At 64.7% G+C, this 21,267-nt stretch carries 21 protein-coding genes; 8 read left to right on the top strand and 13 right to left on the bottom strand.

Annotated elements, in window-relative coordinates:
• Nucleotides 1-112: 112 nt before the first annotated feature.
• The 4 genes from ACN9M3_RS21855 to dapC all read right to left on the bottom strand — a co-directional run bounded on the left by ACN9M3_RS21855 (nucleotide 113) and on the right by dapC (nucleotide 5,044).
• Entirely contained in the window at nucleotides 113-1,648 is a 1,536-nt protein-coding gene (locus tag ACN9M3_RS21855) for a helicase HerA-like C-terminal domain-containing protein (protein ID WP_426318604.1), read from the bottom strand.
• Between the two features lie 196 nt (nucleotides 1,649-1,844).
• Entirely contained in the window at nucleotides 1,845-2,984 is a 1,140-nt protein-coding gene (locus tag ACN9M3_RS21850; protein WP_426162642.1) for a PilT/PilU family type 4a pilus ATPase, read from the bottom strand.
• Nucleotides 2,985-3,008: 24 nt separating this feature from the next.
• Nucleotides 3,009-3,830 carry a 2,3,4,5-tetrahydropyridine-2,6-dicarboxylate N-succinyltransferase gene (gene dapD, locus ACN9M3_RS21845; protein ID WP_426162641.1) on the bottom strand — a complete coding sequence of 274 codons (822 nt, stop codon included), beginning with the start codon at nucleotides 3,828-3,830 and terminating at the stop codon, nucleotides 3,009-3,011.
• Nucleotides 3,827-5,044: a succinyldiaminopimelate transaminase gene (gene dapC / locus ACN9M3_RS21840; protein ID WP_426318603.1), complete on the bottom strand. Its 1,218-nt coding sequence runs from the start codon at nucleotides 5,042-5,044 to the stop codon at nucleotides 3,827-3,829. The genes dapD and dapC overlap by 4 nt, the downstream gene beginning before the upstream one ends.
• A gap of 89 nt (nucleotides 5,045-5,133) precedes the next feature.
• Here dapC and ACN9M3_RS21835 point away from each other — a divergent pair, with 89 nt between their 5' ends.
• Nucleotides 5,134-6,972 (top strand): DUF4153 domain-containing protein, encoded by a 1,839-nt coding sequence (locus ACN9M3_RS21835; protein ID WP_426318602.1) that lies wholly within the window; start codon nucleotides 5,134-5,136, stop codon nucleotides 6,970-6,972.
• On the opposite strand, the gene ACN9M3_RS21830 is transcribed toward ACN9M3_RS21835, so the two are convergent.
• Complete coding sequence (locus ACN9M3_RS21830) at nucleotides 6,962-7,708, bottom strand: Mut7-C RNAse domain-containing protein (protein WP_426318601.1); 747 nt, start codon at nucleotides 7,706-7,708, stop codon at nucleotides 6,962-6,964. The genes ACN9M3_RS21835 and ACN9M3_RS21830 overlap by 11 nt on opposite strands.
• Nucleotides 7,709-7,731: 23 nt before the next feature.
• Complete coding sequence (locus tag ACN9M3_RS21825) at nucleotides 7,732-8,139, bottom strand: MerR family transcriptional regulator (protein WP_426318600.1); 408 nt, start codon at nucleotides 8,137-8,139, stop codon at nucleotides 7,732-7,734.
• Between the two features lie 31 nt (nucleotides 8,140-8,170).
• On the opposite strand from ACN9M3_RS21825, the gene ACN9M3_RS21820 reads away from it, so the two are divergent.
• A complete protein-coding gene (locus ACN9M3_RS21820) occupies nucleotides 8,171-8,629 on the top strand; it encodes a hypothetical protein (RefSeq protein WP_426318599.1) in 459 nt (152 codons plus the stop codon).
• On the opposite strand, the gene ACN9M3_RS21815 is transcribed toward ACN9M3_RS21820, so the two are convergent.
• Complete coding sequence (locus ACN9M3_RS21815) at nucleotides 8,558-9,277, bottom strand: alpha/beta fold hydrolase (protein ID WP_426318598.1); 720 nt, start codon at nucleotides 9,275-9,277, stop codon at nucleotides 8,558-8,560. The two genes, ACN9M3_RS21820 and ACN9M3_RS21815, sit on opposite strands and share 72 nt — an antisense overlap.
• Nucleotides 9,278-9,279: 2 nt before the next feature.
• On the opposite strand from ACN9M3_RS21815, the gene ACN9M3_RS21810 reads away from it, so the two are divergent.
• Nucleotides 9,280-10,149, top strand: coding sequence for a LysR family transcriptional regulator (locus ACN9M3_RS21810; RefSeq protein ID WP_426162631.1), 870 nt, complete (start codon nucleotides 9,280-9,282; stop codon nucleotides 10,147-10,149).
• Nucleotides 10,150-10,196: 47 nt separating this feature from the next.
• Nucleotides 10,197-10,586, top strand: a complete 390-nt coding sequence (locus ACN9M3_RS21805) for a VOC family protein (protein WP_057259270.1) — start codon at nucleotides 10,197-10,199, stop codon at nucleotides 10,584-10,586.
• 10 nt (nucleotides 10,587-10,596) lie between these two features.
• Here ACN9M3_RS21805 and ACN9M3_RS21800 read toward each other — a convergent pair whose 3' ends face one another.
• Nucleotides 10,597-11,562, bottom strand: a complete 966-nt coding sequence (locus tag ACN9M3_RS21800) for a dipeptidase (RefSeq protein ID WP_426318597.1) — start codon at nucleotides 11,560-11,562, stop codon at nucleotides 10,597-10,599.
• Nucleotides 11,563-11,657: 95 nt separating this feature from the next.
• Here ACN9M3_RS21800 and ACN9M3_RS21795 point away from each other — a divergent pair, with 95 nt between their 5' ends.
• A complete protein-coding gene (locus tag ACN9M3_RS21795) occupies nucleotides 11,658-12,917 on the top strand; it encodes a DEAD/DEAH box helicase (RefSeq protein ID WP_426318596.1) in 1,260 nt (419 codons plus the stop codon).
• A 116-nt stretch (nucleotides 12,918-13,033) separates the two neighbouring features.
• Here the strand turns inward: ACN9M3_RS21795 and ACN9M3_RS21790 are convergent, their stop codons facing one another.
• From ACN9M3_RS21790 to ACN9M3_RS21780, 3 genes are read right to left on the bottom strand one after another with little or no spacing between them, the layout of a single operon-like run.
• Nucleotides 13,034-13,687 (bottom strand): hypothetical protein, encoded by a 654-nt coding sequence (locus ACN9M3_RS21790; RefSeq protein WP_426318595.1) that lies wholly within the window; start codon nucleotides 13,685-13,687, stop codon nucleotides 13,034-13,036.
• A 2-nt stretch (nucleotides 13,688-13,689) separates the two neighbouring features.
• Entirely contained in the window at nucleotides 13,690-14,655 is a 966-nt protein-coding gene (locus ACN9M3_RS21785; protein WP_426318594.1) for an MlaD family protein, read from the bottom strand.
• A gap of 4 nt (nucleotides 14,656-14,659) precedes the next feature.
• Complete coding sequence (locus ACN9M3_RS21780) at nucleotides 14,660-15,427, bottom strand: ABC transporter permease (RefSeq protein ID WP_426162624.1); 768 nt, start codon at nucleotides 15,425-15,427, stop codon at nucleotides 14,660-14,662.
• A 48-nt stretch (nucleotides 15,428-15,475) separates the two neighbouring features.
• On the opposite strand from ACN9M3_RS21780, the gene ACN9M3_RS21775 reads away from it, so the two are divergent.
• On the top strand, nucleotides 15,476-18,349 hold the full coding sequence (locus tag ACN9M3_RS21775; protein WP_426318593.1) for a M16 family metallopeptidase: 2,874 nt from the start codon (nucleotides 15,476-15,478) through the stop codon (nucleotides 18,347-18,349).
• 22 nt (nucleotides 18,350-18,371) lie between these two features.
• Nucleotides 18,372-19,277, top strand: a complete 906-nt coding sequence (locus tag ACN9M3_RS21770) for a sulfurtransferase (protein WP_426318592.1) — start codon at nucleotides 18,372-18,374, stop codon at nucleotides 19,275-19,277.
• Here the strand turns inward: ACN9M3_RS21770 and ACN9M3_RS21765 are convergent.
• Together ACN9M3_RS21765 and ACN9M3_RS21760 are read right to left on the bottom strand one after the other, a co-directional pair.
• Nucleotides 19,240-19,563 (bottom strand): c-type cytochrome, encoded by a 324-nt coding sequence (locus ACN9M3_RS21765; RefSeq protein WP_426162621.1) that lies wholly within the window; start codon nucleotides 19,561-19,563, stop codon nucleotides 19,240-19,242. The genes ACN9M3_RS21770 and ACN9M3_RS21765 overlap by 38 nt on opposite strands.
• Nucleotides 19,564-19,565: 2 nt before the next feature.
• Nucleotides 19,566-20,276, bottom strand: a complete 711-nt coding sequence (locus ACN9M3_RS21760) for a hydrolase (protein ID WP_426318591.1) — start codon at nucleotides 20,274-20,276, stop codon at nucleotides 19,566-19,568.
• A 96-nt stretch (nucleotides 20,277-20,372) separates the two neighbouring features.
• Here ACN9M3_RS21760 and ACN9M3_RS21755 point away from each other — a divergent pair, with 96 nt between their 5' ends.
• Nucleotides 20,373-21,260 carry a LysR substrate-binding domain-containing protein gene (locus ACN9M3_RS21755; protein WP_426318590.1) on the top strand — a complete coding sequence of 296 codons (888 nt, stop codon included), beginning with the start codon at nucleotides 20,373-20,375 and terminating at the stop codon, nucleotides 21,258-21,260.
• Nucleotides 21,261-21,267: the final 7 nt, after the last annotated feature.

Here is a 21,267-nt window from a genome sequence, read left to right as displayed (position 1 = left end):
ACCTCCTGAGGCAGGTCGCTGAGCGAGGCGATGGGGTGCGCCGACACGGACGAGCAAGCCTGTGCGTGCACAGCGGGAAGGAGTGCGAGCAGCAAAACACCGGCCCGCACGATCAACGCTTCTTCAGGATGGAGCCCAGCACGCCGCGAATGATCTCGCGGCCAACTTGCGAGCCGATGCTGCGGGCGGCGGATTTCACCATCGCCTGCACTGCGGTGTCGCGCTTGCTGCTGCCGCCGAACAGGCCGCCCAGTACGTCGCTAAAGATCGAGCCGCCGCTGTCGGCCGGGGCTTCGGCAGGCGCTTGCGCGGTACTCCGGCCCATCGGCGCGGGGCCGCCCGGCGCGGATGTGCTGGCGCCGCTGCCGTTGACGACGCGGCCAGTCAGCTTTTCGTAGGCGGATTCGCGGTCGACGGCTTTCTCGTAAACGCCGGCCACAACCGAGCTGGCGCGCGCGGCCTGGCGTTCCGCTGCGCTGATCGGGCCCAGTTGCGAAGCGGGTGGCAGCACGAAGGCGCGCTGCACGATCTGCGGCGTGCCTTTTTCGTCGAGGAAGGATACCAGCGCCTCGCCGACGCCAAGCTCGGTAATCACTTGCGCCACGTCGAGCGCCGGATTCGGGCGGAAGGTTTCAGCGGCCGACTTGACAGCCTTCTGGTCGCGCGGCGTGTAAGCGCGCAGTGCGTGCTGCACGCGGTTACCCAGCTGGCCCAGCACGGTCTCCGGAATATCGAGGGGATTTTGCGTGATGAAGAAAACGCCCACGCCTTTGGAACGGATCAGGCGCACCACCTGCTCGATCTTTTGCAGCAGGGCTTTCGGCGCTTCGGCAAACAGCAGGTGGGCTTCGTCGAAGAAGAACACCAGTTTCGGCTTATCGAGGTCGCCCACTTCCGGCAGGTTTTCGAACAGCTCGGACAGCATCCACAGCAGGAACACCGCGTAGATGCGCGGCGCGTTCATCAGCTTGTCGGCAGCGAGGATGTTCACCACGCCTTTGCCTGCCGCATCGGTCTGGATCAGGTCGTCGATGTTCAACATCGGCTCGCCGAAGAACTGCTCGCCGCCTTGCTCTTCAATCGCCAGCAGGCCGCGCTGGATGGCGCCGATGCTGGCCGCGCTGACGTTGCCGTAGCTGGTCTTGTAATCAGCTGCATTGTCGCCCACGTGCTGCAGCATGGCGCGCAAGTCCTTGGTGTCGAGCAGCAGCATGCCGTTGTCGTCGGCGATCTTGAACACCAGCTGCAGCACACCTTCCTGGGTATCGTTCAGGTTCAGCATGCGCGCCAGCAGGGTGGGGCCGAGGTCGGAAATGGTGGCGCGTACCGGGTGGCCCTGTTCGCCGAACACGTCCCAGAAGGTAACCGGGCAGGCGGCCCATTGCGGGGTTTCCAGCTTCAGCGCTTCCAGGCGCTTGGCCATTTTTTCGCCCAGCACGCCGGGTTTCGCCATGCCGGACAGGTCGCCCTTGATGTCGGCCATGAAGACTGGCACGCCGATGTCGGACAACGATTGTGCCATGCGCTGCAGCGTGACCGTCTTGCCGGTGCCGGTAGCGCCGGTGATGCAACCGTGGCGGTTCACCAGGTTGGACAGCAGGTCGAGGGAAAGGGCGTCGGTTTTGGCGATCGGCAGGGCGGTGCTCATATTGGGGCGGAATTTCTTGTTGATATGAAATTCCGATCATACCTCATCGCATGCCGTTTGCAGCTTACCGCGCGTCCTGATGATTTCATCGGCAAACTTGTTCAGCCCAAGCCAGGATCGGCAAGAACCGGACCGCAGATGTGCGGCGCGGCGCTTGCCTCGGCAAGCGCTGGCACTGACAGCCTCGCGCGGCAGGTCAGGAGTTCAGGGTGAACTCGGTGAAGGAGGCGTCGGTCGGGGATTTCAGTTCTTCTTCCTCGACGGCTGGCGGCGTTTCCATGCCGTGGTTCAGCAGCCACAGCAGGTTGGTGGCCGAGTCGGCGTTGGCCAGGGCTTCATCCTTGGTGATGGAGCCGTCCATGACCAGCCTGTACAGCGCTTGCTCGAACGACTGCGAGCCCGGCGACAGGGACTTTTCCAGCGCTTCCTTGATCTGGCCGATCTCGCCTTTTTCGATCAGGTCCGAGATGTAGCGGGTGTTGACCATGATCTCGACCGCTGGCGTGCGGGTGCCGCCGCCGGCCGAACGGATCAGGCGCTGCGACACGATCGCCTTGACGGTCGAGGACAAGTCCTGCAGCAGTGCAGGGCGGTTCTCGATCGGGTAGAAGGAAATGATCCGGTTCAGCGCGTTGTACGAGTTGTTGGCGTGCAGGGTCGCCAGCACCAGGTGGCCCGACTGCGCGTAAGCCATGGCCGATGCCATGGTTTCGCGGTCGCGGATCTCGCCGATCAGGATGCAGTCCGGCGCCTGGCGCATCGAGTTGCGCAGGGCGGTGTAGAAGTCCTTGGCATCGCTGCCGATCTCGCGCTGGTTGACGATCGACTTCTTGTTGCGGAACAGGTATTCGATCGGGTCTTCCAGCGTCAGGATGTGGCCCGAGCGCAGTTCATTGCGGTGGTCCAGCATGGAGGCGATGGTGGTCGACTTGCCGGAGCCGGTCGCGCCGACCAGCAGCACCAGGCCGCGTTTTTCCATGATCAGGTCGGCCAGCACCGGCGGCAGGCCCAGTTCGCCCAGCGGCGGAATGCTGGCCGGGACGAAACGGAAGACAGCGGAAATGCTGCCACGCTGGCGGAAAGCGGACAGGCGGAAGCGGCCCAGGTTGGGCACGGAGATACCCATGTTCAGCTCGTTGGTCGTATCCAGTTCTTCCAGCTGCTCGGGCGAGCAGACCTCAGCCAACAGGGCTTCCAGGTTCTCGGGTTCGAGCTTTTGCTGGTTGATCGGGATCAGAAGGCCGTTGATCTTCAGATGCACCGGCGAGCCTACGGCAAAAAACATGTCCGAGGCGTTTTTTTCCTTCATTAGCTGGAACAGGCGGTCCATAGCCATTTTTTGGGTATCTCCTTGTTACGGTTATACGCCGCGCAGCAATTCGTTAATGCCTGTTTTGGCGCGGGTTTGTGCGTCGACGCGCTTGACGATGACGGCGCAGTACAGGCTGTACTTGCCATCAGCCGATGGCAGCGAGCCCGAAACCACGACGGAGCCGGCCGGCACACGGCCGTAGAATACCTCGCCAGTGGTGCGGTCGTAAATCTTGGTCGACTGGCCGATGTACACGCCCATCGAAATCACCGAATTTTCTTCCACGATCACGCCTTCCACGATCTCGGAACGCGCGCCGATGAAGCAATTGTCCTCGATAATGGTCGGATTGGCCTGCATTGGCTCGAGCACGCCGCCGATGCCCACGCCGCCCGACAGGTGCACGTTCTTGCCGATCTGTGCGCAGGAACCCACGGTGGCCCAGGTGTCGACCATCGCGCCTTCGTCAACGTAGGCGCCGATATTCACATAGGAAGGCATCAGCACCACGTTCTTGCCGATGAAGGAGCCGCGGCGCGCCACGGCTGGCGGCACCACGCGGAAGCCGCCCTTGGCGAAATCTTCGGCCGAGTAGTTGGCGAATTTGGTAGGAACTTTGTCGTAGAACTGCATGGTGCCGTCGGAAGGCATGACCACGTTGTTCTCCAGGCGGAAGGACAGCAGCACGGCCTTCTTGATCCACTGGTTGACCACCCATGCGCCATTTTCTTTATGGGCTACGCGCAGCGAGCCGTTGTCCAGGCCAGCCAGCACGTGGTTGACGGCATCGCGCACTTCGGCGGTGGCGTTGGACGGGTTGATCTCGGCGCGGTTGTCCCACGCGGTTTCAATGATTTGCTGGATGCTCATGATTTAGCTAGTTGGTTACAGAATTGAACGATACGGCGCGCCGCTTCAAGGCCTTCCTCGGGTTCGGCAACCAGCGCCATGCGGATGCGGTTGCGGCCCGGGTTCACGCCGTGGGCGTCGCGCGCCAGGTAGCTACCCGGCAGCACGGTGACATTGTACTCGGCGTGCAGGCGGCGGGCGAATTCGGTGTCGGACAGGCCGGTGCGGGTCACATCGGCCCACAAATAGAAGCTGGCGTCCGGCATTTGCACGTCCAGCACTTCCTCGATAAGGGGCGTGATGGCGGCGAACTTGGCGCGGTATTGCGCGCGGTTTTCCTCGACATGGGTTTCGTCGTTCCAGGCGGCGACAGAGGCGGCCTGCACATGCGGGCCCATGGCGCTGCCGTGGTAGGTGCGGTACAGCAGGAATTTCTTCAGCACTTGCGCGTCGCCGGCAACGAAGCCGGAGCGCATGCCCGGCACGTTGGAGCGCTTGGACAGGCTGGAAAACACCACCAGGCGGGCATACGGCTCGCCTCCCCGGGTCAGGCCCAGGATATTGGCCGCCTGCATCGCGCCCAGCGGCGGCTCGTCGCCATGGTAGATCTCCGAGTAGCACTCGTCGGCGGCGATAATAAAGTTATAACGTTCGGACAGCGCGAACAGGTGCTCCCAGTCGGTCAGCGTCAGCACGGCGCCGGTCGGATTGCCCGGCGAGCAGATGAACAGCAGGCGCACGCGCTGCCAGACTTCTTCCGGCACGCTGTCGTAGTCCGGCGCGAAATTGCGGGCCGGATCGGAATTGACGAAGTACGGCTCGGCGCCGGCCAGGAATGCCGCGCCCTCATAAATCTGGTAGAACGGGTTGGGGCACATCACCAGTGCGCCGGTATCGGGCGCGATCACGGTCTGCGCAAACGAGAACAGGGCCTCGCGCGAGCCGTTTACCGGCAGCACCTGGGTGGCGCGGTCCAGCGTCGGCAGGTCGTAGCGGCGCTCCAGCCAGGACGCGATGGCGTTGCGCAGCGCCTCGCTGCCGGCCGTCAGCGGATAGTTGGCCAGCCCGTCCAGGTTATCGACCAGGGCCTGGCGGATGAAGGCCGGGGTAGGGTGCTTTGGCTCGCCCATGCCCAGGCTGATAGGCTTGAAAGCGGGATTGGGCGTGCTGCCGGCAAAGAGCTGGCGCAGTTTTTCAAACGGGTAGGACTGCAGCTTGTCGAGATGTGGATTCATGGCGCATACGGCTGGTTGAACCATTGATTATAGCCGTACTGCGCAACAGTGGCGTTGCTGCAAAATTGACAAGGGGATATGATCGTTTCATGGACGCCGCAACCTCCGAACCAGATGTGCTGCCGCAGGAACCGGTGCGCGACGCTGCCGTCACGCGGCGGGTGGGGCAGTTGCGCCTGATTGCCGGCCTGGTGCAGGGTGGTGTGTTATATTTTTTGTATCATGCGCAGCAGTCCGGCAACTGGCCGGCCAGCCAGCCGATGCTCCACCTGCCGCTGGTGCTGGCCGCCATCGTCCTGCCCGTCCTGTTGATTTCCAGCCTGGGCCACCTCGAGCGCCGGCCGCTGGCATTGTGGCTGGGCGCCGCCGCCGCAGTCCTGGTGCTGGTTGGCATACATGACGCGTGGCGCAATGCCTTCGACCATGCGCCTTTGCTGCGCCCAAGCTTCCTCGTGTTCCCGTTCGTCATCGGTTTCTTTTTTGTCGCCCATAGCCTGGTGATGGCAGGAGCGCACGACCGGCGCTGGGTCGCCCATTACGCCACCTGCTTCGAAAGTGCCTGGAAACTGGCGATCCAGTTGTTGTTTTCCGCCCTGTTCGTGGTTGGTATCTGGCTGGTGATGTGGATGGGCGCCGCATTGTTCGGCCTCCTGAAGCTGAATTTCCTCGAGAAGCTGCTGATGAAGTCCTGGTTCTCGGTGCCGCTGGTATGCGTGGCCTTTTCCAGCGCCATGCATACCACCGACGTGCGCCCCGCGATCGTGCGCGGCATCCGCAGCCTGCTACTGGTGCTGAAAGCCTGGATCCTGCCGATCGCGGTGCTGCTGGTCGGCGGCTTTCTGGCTGCATTGCCGTTCACCGGCCTGGAGGTGCTGTGGCAGACGCGCCACGCCACCGCCGTGCTGCTGGCTAGCAGCGCAGTACTGGTGGTGCTGGTCAATGCCGCTTTCCAGGCGGGCGACGCGGCCGCAGGGCTGGCGGGCAGCGTCCGATTTTCGGCGCGGCTGGCCTGCTTCCTGTTGCCGCCGCTGGCCATGCTGGGCGTGTATGCGCTCGGCCTGCGCGTGGCCGATTACGGCTGGACGCCGGATCGCGTGATCGCCGCCGCCTGCCTGCTGGTGGCAGTGTTCTATGCCGCAGGCTACGTGTACGCGGCCGTGCGCCGGGGCGGTCCGTGGCTGGATGGATTGCGCCAGGTGAACCTTGCGGCTGCCATGCTCTCGCTGGCGGTTGCGCTGTCGCTCTTCACGCCGCTTGCCGATCCGGCGCGCATATCGGTTGCCAGCCAGGTGGCCCGGCTGGCCAGTGGCGTAACGGCGACGGACAAGTTTGACTATGGGTTCCTGCGCTTCCGCGGCGCGCGCTATGGCATGGAAGCCTTGCAGACGCTCGCCGCCCACGGCGCCGGTCCGCAGGCTGCAGCCGTTCGCAGCCGCGCGGCAAGCGTATTGAGCCAGCGCTACGAGGATCGCGGGGAAACCGGCACTGCCGGGCCGGCCGATTATGCCGCCAACCTGAGCGTGTGGCCGCAAGGCGTGCAGATGCCGCCTGGCTTCCTCGCGCAGGACTGGGCCGCTATCCGCTATCCGGCGTGGGCGCCGGGCTGCCTGCGCCGCGCCGGCAGCCGGTGCGACGCGGTCTTGCTGGATGCCGACGGCGACGGCCGGCAGGACGTATTGCTGGTCGGAGAAAACCGTGCCGATGGCGCGGCACTCCTGGCCGAGCGGGAGGGACGGTGGCAGGTCATCGGCCGGCCACCCAAGTCGCTCGCCGGATGCGCCGGCTTGCAGGAGCGCCTGAGGGCCGGCGAATTCTCGCTGGCAGCGCCACGCTTGCGCGATCTCGAGGCTGGCGGCCAGCGGATCGTGCTAACGCCGGTCGAAGCCATCGAACCCGATTGCGCGCAGGCAGGCAGCGCTAGCCGGTAGCCACGCCCTGGCTCTCCAGCAACGCCTTCATGCGGCGCCAGTGCGAGCCGCGCCAGAACACACCCCGGCAGACGTCGCAGGTCAGGAATTCCTCTTGCGATGCGCGCACCGAAGGCGGAAGCTGTTCCGCCACCTCGGCCTTCGGCACCGGCCGCAGCGGCGCATTGCAGGCCAGGCACAACGTGAACGGCCGCGCGCTGGCCGCCAGGTCCATGCGCTGGAAGAGCTCCGCAAACTGCTCGGCAGGCTTCAGGGCCCGCACATAGCAGCCGTGCGTAATCCCGCGCCGCTTCAGCAATTCGCGGTCGCGGGTGAGGGCGACGCGGCCTTCCTCCTCCGACAGCGATGCCACGGTCGGATCGTCGATCCGGTTGTCGTACAGCGTATCGAAGCCCGCCATGCGCAGCAGGCGCGCCAGGCCGCCAAGGTGGGCGTCGGCCACGAAGCGCACCACACGCAACGGCGCGGCGCGCACGCGCAGCAGCGGCCGCACATCGAACGCCTCGAACTTGGGGTAGACCGCCACCCGGTCCCCATCGCAGAGCAGGCGCTCGAAGCCGGACGATTCGCCGTTGACCAGGATCAGCTCAACCTCGGTATGCGGCACGCCAAGCGCCTCGATCATGTGCTTGGTGGTGGCCGCGCGTGCGCACGGTACGGTGAACTCAACCTTGCGCCGCTCGCGCGGCAGGAAGTCGTTTAGTTCTTCGTAGAAGCGGAAGGTGGCGTTGACCATACGCCAGTCTAACTAATCAGCGCCTAAGCCGCAGCCGCAACAGGGCGCAGCGGGCAATCTTCCATCCGCTCGCTGAGGCGGTGCAGCAGCTCGCCGCGCAACGACTGCAGGCCGTCGATGCGACGGTCGATCTCGGCCAGCTTGGCTTGCAGGGCTGTGCGCAGGACCGCCGCGCTTTGTTCGACAGGCGCCGCCAGCAGCGGCAGGTCCGCCTCGATTTCCTGCAGGGTGAAGCCCAGCGCCTGCGCGATGCGGATATAGCGCAGCCAGTCCACCGCTTCCGTGGGATAGTCGCGGTAGCCATTTGTGCTGCGGCGCGCCGCCAGCAAGCCGCGCTTTTCGTAATAGCGCAGGGTATCGCGGCTGATGCCCGTTGCTTCAGCCAGTTCGCCGATCTGCATTTCGCCGTCTCCAAAAAAGTGCTTGACCATGGAGTGTACTCCAAGGTTTAAGCTGCGCAGCATGAATACTTCAAATATCCGCAAACTGGTGCGCGCCAGCGCCACCTACGACCTGCTGGTGACGGCACCTTTCGCCACCCCATGGACCTTCGCCATCGCCCACGGCCACCTGTCCGCGCTAAACGAAGCGCTGGGCGGGCCGCCGTTGCCGGCCTTCGGCGCCATCCACATCCTGTTTGCCTGCCTGCTCGGCAGCATCGTGCTGGTGTGGTCCTGGCTGCGGCTGCGCGACCCGCAGCCGCAGTTCGCCACCTACGACGGCACGGCACGCCTCATGTTCAGCACCTGGTTTGCCTGGACACTGGCCGGTGGCGGCATGCCGCTGGTCTGGCTGTTCATCCTCCCCGAATTCGCCTTCGGCGTGGTGCAGTGGTATGCCGTCCCGCCCTTAATCCGACGTGGCAGCGGCCGCCGCGAGGATCAGCTTGGCGACATCGCCGGGGCGCGAAACGTGCGGTGAGTGGTCGGCAGGCAGGCTGACCACCTGTGCCGAGATATTCTTCGCCATGTCCTTCTGCAGGGCCGGCGCCAGCATGTTGTCCTGCTCGCTCACGAAGTACCACGACGGCTTGCTCTTCCAGGCCGGGACGCCGACCTTCTCTTCGAAATTGAGGCCGCGGATCGGAACCTGGGTGGCCGCCATCAGCTTCGCTTCCGCGGCCGGAACGAATTGCCCAAGGTGCTTTTGTACCCCTTCAAGCGTAAGGGTCAGGAAGCCTTCCTTGTCGGCCACCAGGTGGCTGAAGCCCGAAGGTGTCGGGTAACCCTTGGACGCGGTCACGATCGACTGTCCTTCGGCGGGAGCGAAAGCCGCGATGTAGACCAGCGATTTGACGCGTTCATGCCGGCCAGCTTCGGTGATGACGACGCCACCCCAGGAATTCCCCACCAGGACGACCGGGCCGGTCTGCATGTCCAGCACGCGCTTGGTCGCTGCGACGTCGTCGGCCAGCGAAGTCAATGGATTCTGGACTGCCACGACTTTCAAGCCTTTTGCATCGAGCTGAGGAATGACCTTGTTCCATACCGAGCCGTCGACAAAGGCGCCATGGACCAGGACCACGGTAGGCTTGGCCGGAGCGGCGCCGCCGGTTGCGGCAGCTGACATGCATGCAGATATTCGTGAAAGCGGTGGAGCTTGGTTCGCTCTCCGCAGCAGCGGAAGAGCTCAACATCTCGTCGCAGTTGGCGGGCAAGCAGATGCGGGCGCTGGAGCAGGGCCTTGGCATCAAGCTGCTGAACCGCACCACGCGCCGGCAAAGCCTGACGGACGGCGGCCGCATCTTTTACGAGAGGGCCAAGGGCATCCTGGCCGAGATGGAGGCGGCCGAAGCGCTGCTGGCGGAAACCCGCGCCGTGCCAAGGGGGCGGCTGCGCATCAGCGCACCGATCACCTTCGGCAGCCGGGCGCTCGCCGGGGCCATTCCCGAGTACCTGAAACAGAACCCTGAAGTCACGCTGGATCTCAGCCTGAGCAACCGGACGGTAGACCTCATCGAGGAGGGATACGATGCCGTGTTCCGCACGGGCGAACTGCCCGATAGCGGCTTGCAGGCACGGCGGCTGGCACCGTACCGCATGGTCCTGTGCGCGGCGCCGGCTTACCTCAAAACGGCCGGCAAGCCGAAAACGCCCCAGGACCTGCAAGCACACGAGTGCCTGGTGTTCTCGCACACCACGCTGCGCACGGCATGGGAATTCGACGGGCCGCAACGACGCGAGTCGGTTTCAATCCGCGGCAGGTTCTCGACCGACAACAGCGAAGCCCTGCGCGCCGCAGCCGTGGCCGGGCAGGGAATAGTCCTGCATCCCCACGAACTGCTGGCCGAGGAAATCGCCGCCGGCCGCCTGGTGCGGCTGTTGCCGGGCTACGAACCAGTGGCTCGCGCTTTGCACGTGCTGTATGCGCCCGACCGGCGAATGATGCCAAAATTGCGAAGTTTTCTCGACTTTGCTGTGCAGAGGTTCGGACCGGGGTAAGCTTAGGTCCAGCAGGTTTTTCCGCGAACCCTGGAAACGGAGGAGATATGCAAGCGCAACCTTTGATTGCTGTCAGCAACGTCGAGGCGGCCAGCCGCTGGTACCAGAAAACCCTGGGCCTGAAGAGCGGACACGGCGGCAACGAGTACGAGCAATTGCTGCATGACGGCCGCATGGTGCTGCAGCTGCACCGCTGGGATGCCCACCATCATCCTCACATCGGCAATCCCGAACAGCGCCCCTACGGCAACGGTGCGCTGCTGTGGTTCTGGACTGACGACTTTGACGATGCGGTCGATCGCGCTACTGCAGCCGGCGCCACCGTGCTGGAGGGGCCGAAGGAAAACAGCAACGCGCAGCACCGCGAACTGTGGCTGCGCGATCCGGAAGGTTACGTTGTGGTGCTGGCAGGGCCTTACGGCGACGTCGGGATGTAAGCTGCGTCGCTCAGCTTAGCCAGGTCGCCCGTGCCACACGCAGCATATTGCGGCCAAGGACTTGCTCGATCTCGCTGGGCGCCATGCCCAGCTTGCGCAATTCCAGCGGCAGCGACCTCCAGGCATAGATCGGCACGAAGGAAGGAGAACGGCCGGCGCGATAGCCGGCCGACTCCGGCCACCACCAGCCGGGATTGAAGCCGCCGGGCGGCGTATCGTCCAGGTCTTTTTCGCTGAAGCAGATATCCAGGCCGACACCTGCGTGGGCCACGCCCACCAGGTCGGCGACATAGGCCACGTGCCGCGCCACGTCCGCCGCTGTCGGCTGCTCGCAGCCCAGGAACCACGACAGGCCCGACACGCATACCACGCCGCCTGTCGACGCGCAGGCCTGAATCTGTTCATCGGTCACATTGCGCCCGTGCGGCACCATGGCAAACGGATTGGCGTGGCTGAACACCACCGGTTTGCTGGAAGCTTCCATGATTTCAAGGCTGCACAGGCGGCCAGTGTGGGAGCAATCGACGATGATTCCAGCGTCGTTGACCGCCTTCAGCACCCGATGGCCCAGGCGCGTCAGGCCGCGCGCCATATCGTGGCAACCATCGGCCACGTTGTTGTTGCGGTTGTAGGCGAACAGCATCTGGCGCACGCCCAGCCGGGCATACACTTCTGCCATTTCCGGCTGCTCCATCAAGGGCATGGCGCCTTCCATGTCGAAGCCGATGCCCAATACGCCGTCGGCCGCAGCCTGGATCACTTCATCCACGCCGGACACTAGGCGATAGCGGCCCGGATTGGCGGCGATGGTGGCGCGGTAGCCGGCGATGACCGACATCACCTGCGACACGGGATTCATGTCCGCGCCCACGGCGATCGACACGTAGTTCACGCCAGCGGAATGGAGCTGGTCGAGCGGAGAGAAATCCGCCTGCGGATGCTGCGGCAGGCAGATGTGGGCATCCCAGTTGATCATTTCTTGTTGTGATTATTGGTAGATTGATAGCAAACGTATAGTCGCACGAAACCCGGCACAAGGTATACTGCCGGCTTATCCCAACGAAGCACGCCATGACATTTTCCAGCCTGGGCCTCGCGCCCGCACTGCTCAACGCCATCACCGAGACCGGCTACAGCACCCCCACAGCCATCCAGTCCGCCGCCATCCCGCCCGCCCTGCGCGGCACGGACGTGCTGGGGCAGGCGCAAACCGGCTCCGGCAAGACGGCCGCCTTTGCGCTGCCGCTGCTGAATGCCTTGCTCGAGGCGGGCCGTCCAGGCGCCGGCCCGCGCAAGCTGTATGCGCTGGTGCTGGCGCCCACGCGCGAGCTGGCGGCGCAGGTTGGAGAAGCGTTGCGCGGGCTGGCATCGCACCTTCCGTCGCCGGTCAAGGTCACGGTCGCCTTTGGCGGCGTATCGATCAACCCGCAGATGATGGCCCTGCGCGGCGGCACCGACATCATGGTCGCCACCCCTGGCCGCCTGCTCGACCTGGTCGAGCACAATGCGCTCAAGCTGGATGGCACCTCGGTGCTGGTGCTGGATGAAGCGGACAAGCTGCTGGACATGGGCTTCGCCGACGAAATCTCCCGCATCCTCGCGCTGCTGCCGGCGCGCAGGCAAAACCTGTTCTTTTCCGCCACCTTCCCGCCGGCGGTGCAGGCGCTGGCCGGCAAGCTGCTGCACGAACCGGTGCGGGTCGCCACGCTGGACGAAGCAGCGTCCGCGCCCGACATCACCCAGCGCGCCATTGAAGTGGACCAGGCGCAGCGGACCTCGCTGCTGCGCATCCTGCTGAAAGAAGAGGGCTGGAAGCAGGTGCTGGTGTTCGTGGCCACCAAATACGCCTCCGAGCACGTGGCCGACAAGCTGCGGCGCGGCGGCGTGGCAGCGGAAGCCTTCCACGGCGACTTCAGCCAGGGCGCCCGCACCTCGGTACTGAACGACTTCCGCGAAGGCAAGCTGAAAGTGCTGGTCGCCACCGACGTCGCCGCGCGCGGCATCGACATCGCGCAATTGCCGGTGGTGGTCAACTACGACTTGCCGCGCTCACCGGCCGACTACACCCACCGCATCGGCCGCACCGGCCGCGCCGGCGCCTCCGGCCTGGCGGTCAGCTTCATTCCCCCCGACGCCGAACAGCATTTCCGCCTGATCGAAAAGCGTCAGAACGTACGCGTCCCGCGCGAACGCCTGGCCGGCTTCGAACCCACCACGGCAGCCAAGCCGCTGCCCCCCGGCGCCAACGACGCCACCGGCGGCATCAAAGGCAAGCGCAAGAGCAAAAAAGACAAACTGCGCGAAGCCGCCGCCAACGCCAACAACGGCTGAGCCCGTGTCACACCATGGGGTCACACCCTAAGTGTGACACGACCTCAACCGCGGGGCATGCTAGAGCCCGTGTCACACCTGGGGTGTGACCCCAAGGTGTGACACGGACTCGGCTGTTATGGGGTGGTGGCGAGCTTGATGCGGCGGCGCAGGCGCTCGGCTTCTGCGGTGTCGCCGGCTTGTTCGGCGCGCTGCAATTGCACGTTCAGCCAGGCCAGGACGGCGCGGCGCCAGCCTTGGGCTGAGGCGGTGTTGATGGCCGTCGTCACCAGTTCGGGCGTGGCGCGGTTGGCGCGCATCAGGGCGCCGGCGGCGACCATGCGCGAGAGCGGGTCGCTGATGGCGGCGGCGGCCTTCGCGGCTGCGGTGTCGCTGGATGCACCGGCTACGGCGCGTTGCGGCTCGGGCAGCAGGGCGGCATCGGACGGGGTGGCGTGTCCAGCCAGGTAGCGGGCGTAGGCATGGTCGGCGGCGGAAGCGTCGGCTTGCAGCGGCGTGAAGCCGACGCATTCTTCATATACCAGGGCTGCTACCTGTACCGCGCAGCGCAGCAGCTCGATCCGGATCGCCAGCGCGGGCTGGGCGGTGCTGCCGACCTGGTTGCGGGCCAGGCCGAACTCGCGCTCGGCGACGGCAGTCTTGCCTTCCATGTAGGCCGAAGTAGCGCGCTCGGTGGCGCCGGCGGCGTTCAACTGCCAGTCCGGCACGCGTGGGCCGCTGCTGCAGGCGGCCAACAACGCGGCGGCCAGTGCCGCGGTGAGTGTCGTCATTCTCATGGAAGTTTGATCTCCGGTTCGCTGCGCTTGAATGGCCATTTGCGATTCAGCTCATTGATCATCTGTTCTACCTTGCGAAGGTTGGCGTCGACTTCGGCGCGCAGGGCGCCCAAGTCTTCGGTGGCGGCGCGCGTGTTGGCGCCGACAGCTTGCGCTTCCACCAGCACAGCATCGAGCTTCTTCAGCGAGTTGCGCGCGTCTGCCAGCAGGGCATTCAACTGCTGCACCGCCGCCTGCGTATCGTTGGCCAGGCCTTTTTCGCCGAATATGCGCTTGTCGGCATTGCCTACCAGGCTGTCGGCCTTCACCACCAGCGAATTGGCATTGCGCAGCAGTTCTCGCGCCTTCTGGTCTTCGCCTGCCAGCACGCCGAGCGCGCCGCCAGGGCCATTCAATTTCTCGGTCACGCCTTGCACATTGCGCAGGCTGGCGCCGAGTGCGGATTCTTCGGCCGTCAGCGCCGCCAGGTTGTTCAGCAAGTCCTTGGCCGATTGCAGCAGGCGCGGGATTTCGGCGGCCATGTCGCCCACCAGCAGCGCGCGCTCGGCATCAGGCGGCAAGGGCGGGTCGGCCGGGATGCCGGTGAAGGCGCGCAGCTTGGCGCCGCCCACCAGGCTCTTTTCCAGCGTGAAGATGCTGGTGGTGCGCAACCAGTGCGCGTCCTTGCTCGGTACGTCGACCAGGATGCGGGCCTTGCCGTCCGGCGCCAGCTCGATGCGCTGCACGCGGCCGATCGGGAAGCCGGCGAAGGTCACGTCCATGCCGACCGCCACGCCTTCGGAGTCGTCGGCGGTCAGCACCAGCCGTTGCGTGGGCTCGAAGGCGCCGCGTGCGTACATCAAGTACATGATCGCGCCAAGCACCAGGGCGACCAGCAGCACCAGCAGGGCAACTGCCTTGGCTTCGGCGTTATGGATCGGCGCCGGCTCGGCACCGGTAGCGGGGGGAGTCGTTTCGCTCATATCGTCAATAATAATTACCCATCAGGGATGCGGCTTCCACCACCAGGATCACGGAAAACATGCGCACCATGTCGGCCAGCCCGTGTGCAACGCCAATGCGCCGCAGCGGACTGGAGGCGCCGGTGAAGTAGGAGGAAGCCAGCGGGATCACCGCTACCGCGAGGCTGAAAAACACTACCTTCAGGACCAGGATCAGGCACACCGCCGGATTGAAGATCTGTCCCACGACGCGGGTGTAGCCCGGCAGCGCCCATGGCGTGAAGCCGTACATCACCAGGTAGGCCAGCACCAGGGTAAGCAGGCAGCTGACGGCAGCCAGCATCCACACGGCGAACACGCCCGCTGCGGCGCGCGGGTAGAACTGGGTGCGCAGGGCGGCGCGCGCGTCGGGCGCATGGCCGGCTAGCCTTTGCTGCGCGAATTCGACGCCAGCGGGCAGGGTGGTGCGCAAGGCCACGAACAGCGCCGCCGTCAGCGGCACCAGTTCCAGCACCAGCACGCGCACCACCATTTCCAGCGCATAGCGCGACAGGCCGTAGCTGGCCGAGGTGACCACGACAATACGGATGATGACAAGGCTGATCAGCGCGCAAAGCACGGAAAACCAGGCCAGGTTGGCGGTGGTGGCAACGACGATCTGTTCGGACAGCATGCGCCGGTTATCGCGCCGGTAGCTGGATGGCGCCATGGCGCGCGTCAGCAGCAGTGCGGCGAACTGCAGCAACTGCCACCAGCTGGTCAGCCACGCGATTGCAGGGCGGTAAGCGTTCATTCCGGCATACTAGCATTAACGACAAGCTATGGTGTATCGTACTATGTTATGAAACTACTAAAACTGCTCCTGGCAGCAGCCTTGGTGTGCTGCTCCTTCGTGGCTTCCGCCGCCCCCGATTCCGCAACGCTGCTGCCGCTTGATCCCCAGATCAGGACCGGCAGGCTGGCCAACGGCCTCACTTACTATGTCCAGCAGAACCGCCGCCCGGAAAAGCGCGTTGAACTGCGACTGGTGGTGAAGGCCGGTTCGGTACTAGAAGACGAGGACCAGCTTGGCCTGGCCCACTTCACCGAGCACATGGCCTTCAACGGCTCGACCCATTTCAAGCGCCACGAGCTGATTTCGTGGCTGCAATCGGTGGGCGTGAAATTCGGCGCCGACCTGAATGCCTACACCGGCTTCGATGAAACGGTGTACATGCTGCCGATCCCGGTCGACAAGAAGGAAAACCTGGACAAGGGCCTGCTGGTGCTGGAAGACTGGGCCCAGGGCGTGACCTTCAACGATGCCGATATCGAGAGCGAGCGCGGCATCGTGCTGGAAGAACTGCGGCTGGGCAAAGGTGCGACCGACCGCATGAACAAGGTGCTGCTGCCGAAGATCTTCAACGGCTCGCTGTATGCGAGCCGGCTGCCGATCGGCAAGGCGGAAATCCTGAAGTCCTTCAAGCCCGATGCGATCCGCCGCTTCTACAAGGACTGGTACCGCCCGGACCTGATGGCGGTGATCGTGGTGGGCGACGTCGATCCGCAAGAGGCCGAGCGCCTGGTGGCCAGCCATTTTTCAAAGCTGGTGAATCCCGCCAACCCGCGCCCGCGCACCTACCCCCCGATCCCGGAACGCAAGGAGTCGGAAGCCATCGTGGTCACCGACCGCGAGGCGCCGTCAAATCTGGTGACGATCCGCTATCGCTTCATCGAGCGCACCGAATCGAAGACTGTCGGCGAGTACCGCAACCGCATGGTGGAGTTGCTGTCGGCAGCGATGCTGAGCCAGCGCATCGCCGAACTGTCGCAGCAACCGAACCCGCCTTTCCTGCAAGGCTATAGCAACATGGCCAAGGCGGTACATGGCCGGCAGGCCTTCGTTTCGAGCGCCGTGGTGGGCAAGGCCGGCGCATTGCCGGCCATCCGCGCCGTGGTCGAGGAAGGCGAGCGTGCGCGCCAGCTTGGCTTTGGCGCGGCTGAAATGGAGCGCGCCAAGAAGAATATGATGCGCTTCATCGAGAACCTGTACAACGAACGCGACAAGACGGAGTCGGCGGCCTACGTGAGCGAGTTCACCCGCCACTTCCTGGATGGCGAATCGATGCCCGGCATCGAAAACGAATACAGCTATTACAAGGAGCTGCTGCCGGGCATCACGCTGGAAGAAGTCAATGCCCAGGTGCGCAACGCCATTCCGGTCGGGCAGAAGAAGCTGGTCATCTTCATGGGCAACGACAAGTCGGGCACCGTGGTGCCGCAGGCGACGCAGATGCTGGCCACCGTGGAGGAGGCCGAAAAGGCCACCGTGTCGGCGCATGAGGAAAAGGCACTTGCTGCCAGCCTGATGGCGCAGCCGCCCAAGGCCGGCCGCATCGTCAAGGAAAGCACGGACAAGCTGCTGGGTACCACCGAGCTGCTGCTGTCGAACGGCGTGAAGGCCGTGTTGAAGCCGACCGATTTCAAGAACGACCAGGTGCTGATGTCGTCGACCCGTTTCGGCGGGCAGTCGCTGGCGGAGGAGGGCGATATCGTCAACGCGCGCTATGCCACCGCCATCCTCGCCAGCATGGGCGTCGATGGCTATGCGCCGCTGGACCTGCAGAAAATGCTGGCCGGCCACAGCGTGCGCTCGGCCTTTGCCTTGGGCAGCGTGACCGAAGGATTTGCCGGCGGTTCCAGCAGCAGCGACGTCGAGACCATGCTACAGCTGGCCTACCTGCAAATGACCCAGCCGCGCCGCGACCAGGCGCTGTTCGATGTCTTCATCGACAAGCAGCAGGAGCAGGCGCGCAACGCCCAGGCGCGTCCCGAGGCGGTGCTGACCGATACCATGCGCACGACCATGTACGGCAACCATCCGCGCGTGGGCCTGACGCCGCGTCCGGAAGAGCTGGACGGCATTCGCCTCGAGCGCGTGATGGCGCTGCAGAAGGAGCGCATGTCCAGTGCTTACGGCATGACCTTCTTCTTTGTCGGCAGTTTTGACGTGGCGAAGATCAAGCCCTTGCTGGCGACCTACCTCGGTGGCCTGCCGGCTGCGAAAATACCTGTCGAATACAAGGACCGCCATGTACGCCCGGTGCGCGGCGTGGTGAAGAAGGAAGTGCGCCGCGGCCGCGAAGCAAAGAGCCAGGTCAGCATCATCTTTGCGGGCGAAGCCGGTTTCAACGAGGTCGAGCAGATGCGCCTGCGCGCCCTCATCGAGATCATGCAGATCAAGCTGACGGAAGCCTTGCGCGAGCAGCGCGGCCTGGTCTATACCGCAAGCATCCATGGCGGCATGGCGCGCCATCCTTACCCCAGTTACACCATCAATATCGGCCTGCCGACCGCGCCGGAAAACGCGGACAAGGCCATCGAAGCCACCTTTGCCGAAGCGCGCAAGCTGCAGGAGAAGGGACCGGAGGAGGCCGACCTGGCCAAGGTCAAGGAAAACTGGACCAGCAACTACCGCAAGGCCTTGCGCGAAAACGGCTGGTGGCTCGTCAACCTCCAGCAGTCGCTGGTCAACAGGACCGATTCCAGGCTGCTGCTGCGTCAGAACGACATGATCGCCAGCCTGACCGTGGCGGACGTGCAGGCCGCCGCCAGGCGCTATTTCGACTTCAATAATTACGTGCAGGTGGTGATGCACCCAGCGGAGAACAAAGCTGATGCCAAGCCCGATGCAAAGCCGGAGGCGCCCGCCGAAGCTGGTAAACTGCCGGATTGATTGTGATTTTGAGTTGTTTTAAATGCATGGTTTCCGTCCCGACCTGGCGCGCTGGCACCAGCTCCCATCGCCTGCCTGGCTGGCGCGCCTGCTCGATGGCGTGCCCGTGCCGGCAGCGCCGGGCGGGGCGTGGCGCCTGTTTGAAGTAGGCTGCGACAGCCTCGCCGCCTACCTGTCCGGCCATATTCCGGGCGCTGGCTATATCGACACCAACCGCCTCGAACGGCAGCCGCACTGGAACAAGGTTTCCGACGATGCCTTGCTGGCGCTGCTGCTGGAAAACGGCATCCGCCACGACACCACCGTCATCCTGTACGGCCGCAACTCGCTGGCCGCTGCCCGTGCTGCCCACCTGATGCTGTATGCCGGCGTGGCCGACGTGCGCCTGCTCGATGGCGGCTTCGATGGCTGGCTGCGGGCCGGCCATGCGCTGGAGCGGGGCGCCGGCCAGTTGCCGCAAGCTGCGGCAAGCTTTGGTTCCACCTTTCCGGCGCGCCCGGACTTCCTGATTGACACCGCCCAGGCGCGCGAACTGCTGCAGCAGCCGGACGGCGCCCTGGTCAGCATCCGCACCTGGCAGGAGCACGTCGGCGCCACGTCCGGCTACAGCTATATCGATGCCCGCGGCGACATTCCCGGCGCTCGCTGGGGCCGTGCCGGCAACGATGGCGACGTGCACAGCATGAGCGAATACCAGCACGCTGACGGGACCATGAAACCTCCGGCGGAGATCAGCGCGCTGTGGCGCCAGGCGGGGATCGAGCCCGGCCAGCGCACCGCTTTCTACTGCGGCACCGGCTGGCGGGCTTCGCTGGCATTCTTCTATGCCTGGTTGATGGACTGGGAGCGCATCAGCGTGTACGACGGCGGCTGGTGCGAGTGGAGCCGGGTCAATCCGCCTGCATCATGTAGCGGATCGCGGCCTTGAGCTGGTCGGCATCGAGTTCTTGCCTGCCGCCGCGGGCCGGCATCGCGCCCACCCCTCTCATGGCATTGCGCACCAGGCCATCCAGGCCGCCGGCACGCGCCATGCGCTCCTGCCACTCCTTGCGGTCGCCAAGCTTGGGCGAACTGACCATCACATTCTCGCTTGCGTGGCAGGCGATGCAGACCGTTTCATATACCTCGCGGCCAAGCCGGCCCTGGCTTTGGGCCAGGGCCGGCAGGCAGGCCAGCAGCCCGCAGGCTGCCAGCAGGGCGGTTGCCAGCCGCATGATTACTTCTTGCCTTCCTTGGCGTTGAACATTTCCTTGGCGTAGACGATGCCCAGGCCATAGCCGCCGCCGTGTTCAGAAGCGATCTTCATCACGGGAGCGTAGGTCTCGCCCCGCGCCCAGTCGCGCTGCAGTTCCAGCATGTACTGCAGCCAGGTCACGGGGCGGGCGCCGGCCTGCACCATGCGCTGAACGGCCATGTCATGCGCTTCCTTGCTGACGCCGCCCGAGGCGTCGGTCACGATGTACACCTCGTAGCCCTGGTCGATGGCCGACAGTACCGGCTGCACCAGGCATACCTCGGTCCACAGCGCCGCCATCACGACTTTCTTGTGTCCGTTCTTTTGCACGGCGTCGACCACGCGCTGGTCTTCCCAGGTATTCATGGTGGTGCGGTCGATCGGGGCTTGTTCAGGAAATACCGCTTGCAGCTCGGGGAAGATCGGGCCGCTGAAGGACTTGGCGGCGACGGTGGTGAGGATGGTCGGCACCTTGAAGGTCCTGGCCGCCTTGGCCAGGCCGGTCACGTTGTTGCGCAGTTCGGCGATATCGATGGACCGCGTGGCGAAAGCCATCTGCGGCTGGTGGTCGATCAGCACCAGGGTGTGGTTCTTTGGCGTCAGCAACTGTTCGGCAGGCGGTGCGGCGTGGGCGCCGGCGCTGAAGGCGAGGATGACTGGCAGTGCTGCTTTGATCAGGGTCTTGAAATTCATGGTGTGCTCCGTTGTTGTGGGGTTGCGATGGAGTGAACTTTAATAAATCCGGATGCCGTAATAAACTAGTGGTTGTGCAAATGATATTTACGCAAAATGGAACAATATGACTTGACCGACCTGCGCGCTTTCATCACCGTGGTGGAGAGCGGCAGTTTTGTGCGGGCGGCCGAACAGCTTTCGGTCAGCACCGCCGCCATCAGCCGCCGCATCGCCACGCTGGAGGCAGCGCTGGGCAGCCAGTTGATCACCCGCACCACGCGCCGCAACGACATCACCGATGCCGGGCGCGCCTTCTACGCCGATGCGCAGGCCGTGTTCCAGCTGCTGGATGAAGCCCACGACCGCGTGCGCCAGGGCCAGGACAGCGCCAGCGGCACCTTGCGCGTGGCGGCTCCACTCAGCTTCGGCATCCAGAAAGTGGCGCCGGTGCTGCCGCCGTTCATGCAGCGCCATCCCGGCCTGAGAGTGCAGTTGCTGCTGGAAGACCGCACCACCGACCTGCATGCGGAAGCGATCGACGTCGCCCTGCGCATCGGCTTCCTGCGCGACTCCTCGCTGGTGGCCACCCGTATTGGCACTGTCGGCCGCGTGTTCGCCGCAGCGCCCGCCTACCTGCGTCGTGCCGGCCAGCCGAATACCCTGGCGGAGCTGCGCGGCCACTCGGTGTTAAATTACAGCTTGCTGAGCGTGCGCGAAGAGTGGGGGCGCCTGATTGGCGACCCGGGCGAGCAGCTCGACCTGAAAGTGCCGCTGGCGGCCAATAATGCCGAAGCGCTGGCCGAATGCGCGATCCAGGGCATGGGCATCGTGCTGCTGCCCGAATTCGTGCTGGCTCCGGCCCTGGCCGACGGCCGCCTGCAGCAATTGCTGCCCGGCGCCAGCCCTGAGCCCTTTGGCCTGTTTGCGGTGCGGCCATCGCGCCAGTTCACGCCGGCCAGGCTGCGGCTGTTCATTGACTATTTGCGGGAGTGCGGCTTCTGAAGGAGGT

Origin of the sequence: Pseudoduganella sp. R-43 (genome assembly GCF_049913255.1) — a bacterium.
In the GTDB taxonomy this organism is placed as follows: Bacteria; Pseudomonadota; Gammaproteobacteria; order Burkholderiales; family Burkholderiaceae_D; genus Rugamonas.
Note: the sequence above shows the minus strand (reverse complement) of the source record. Positions and strands in the feature narration are given on the sequence as shown.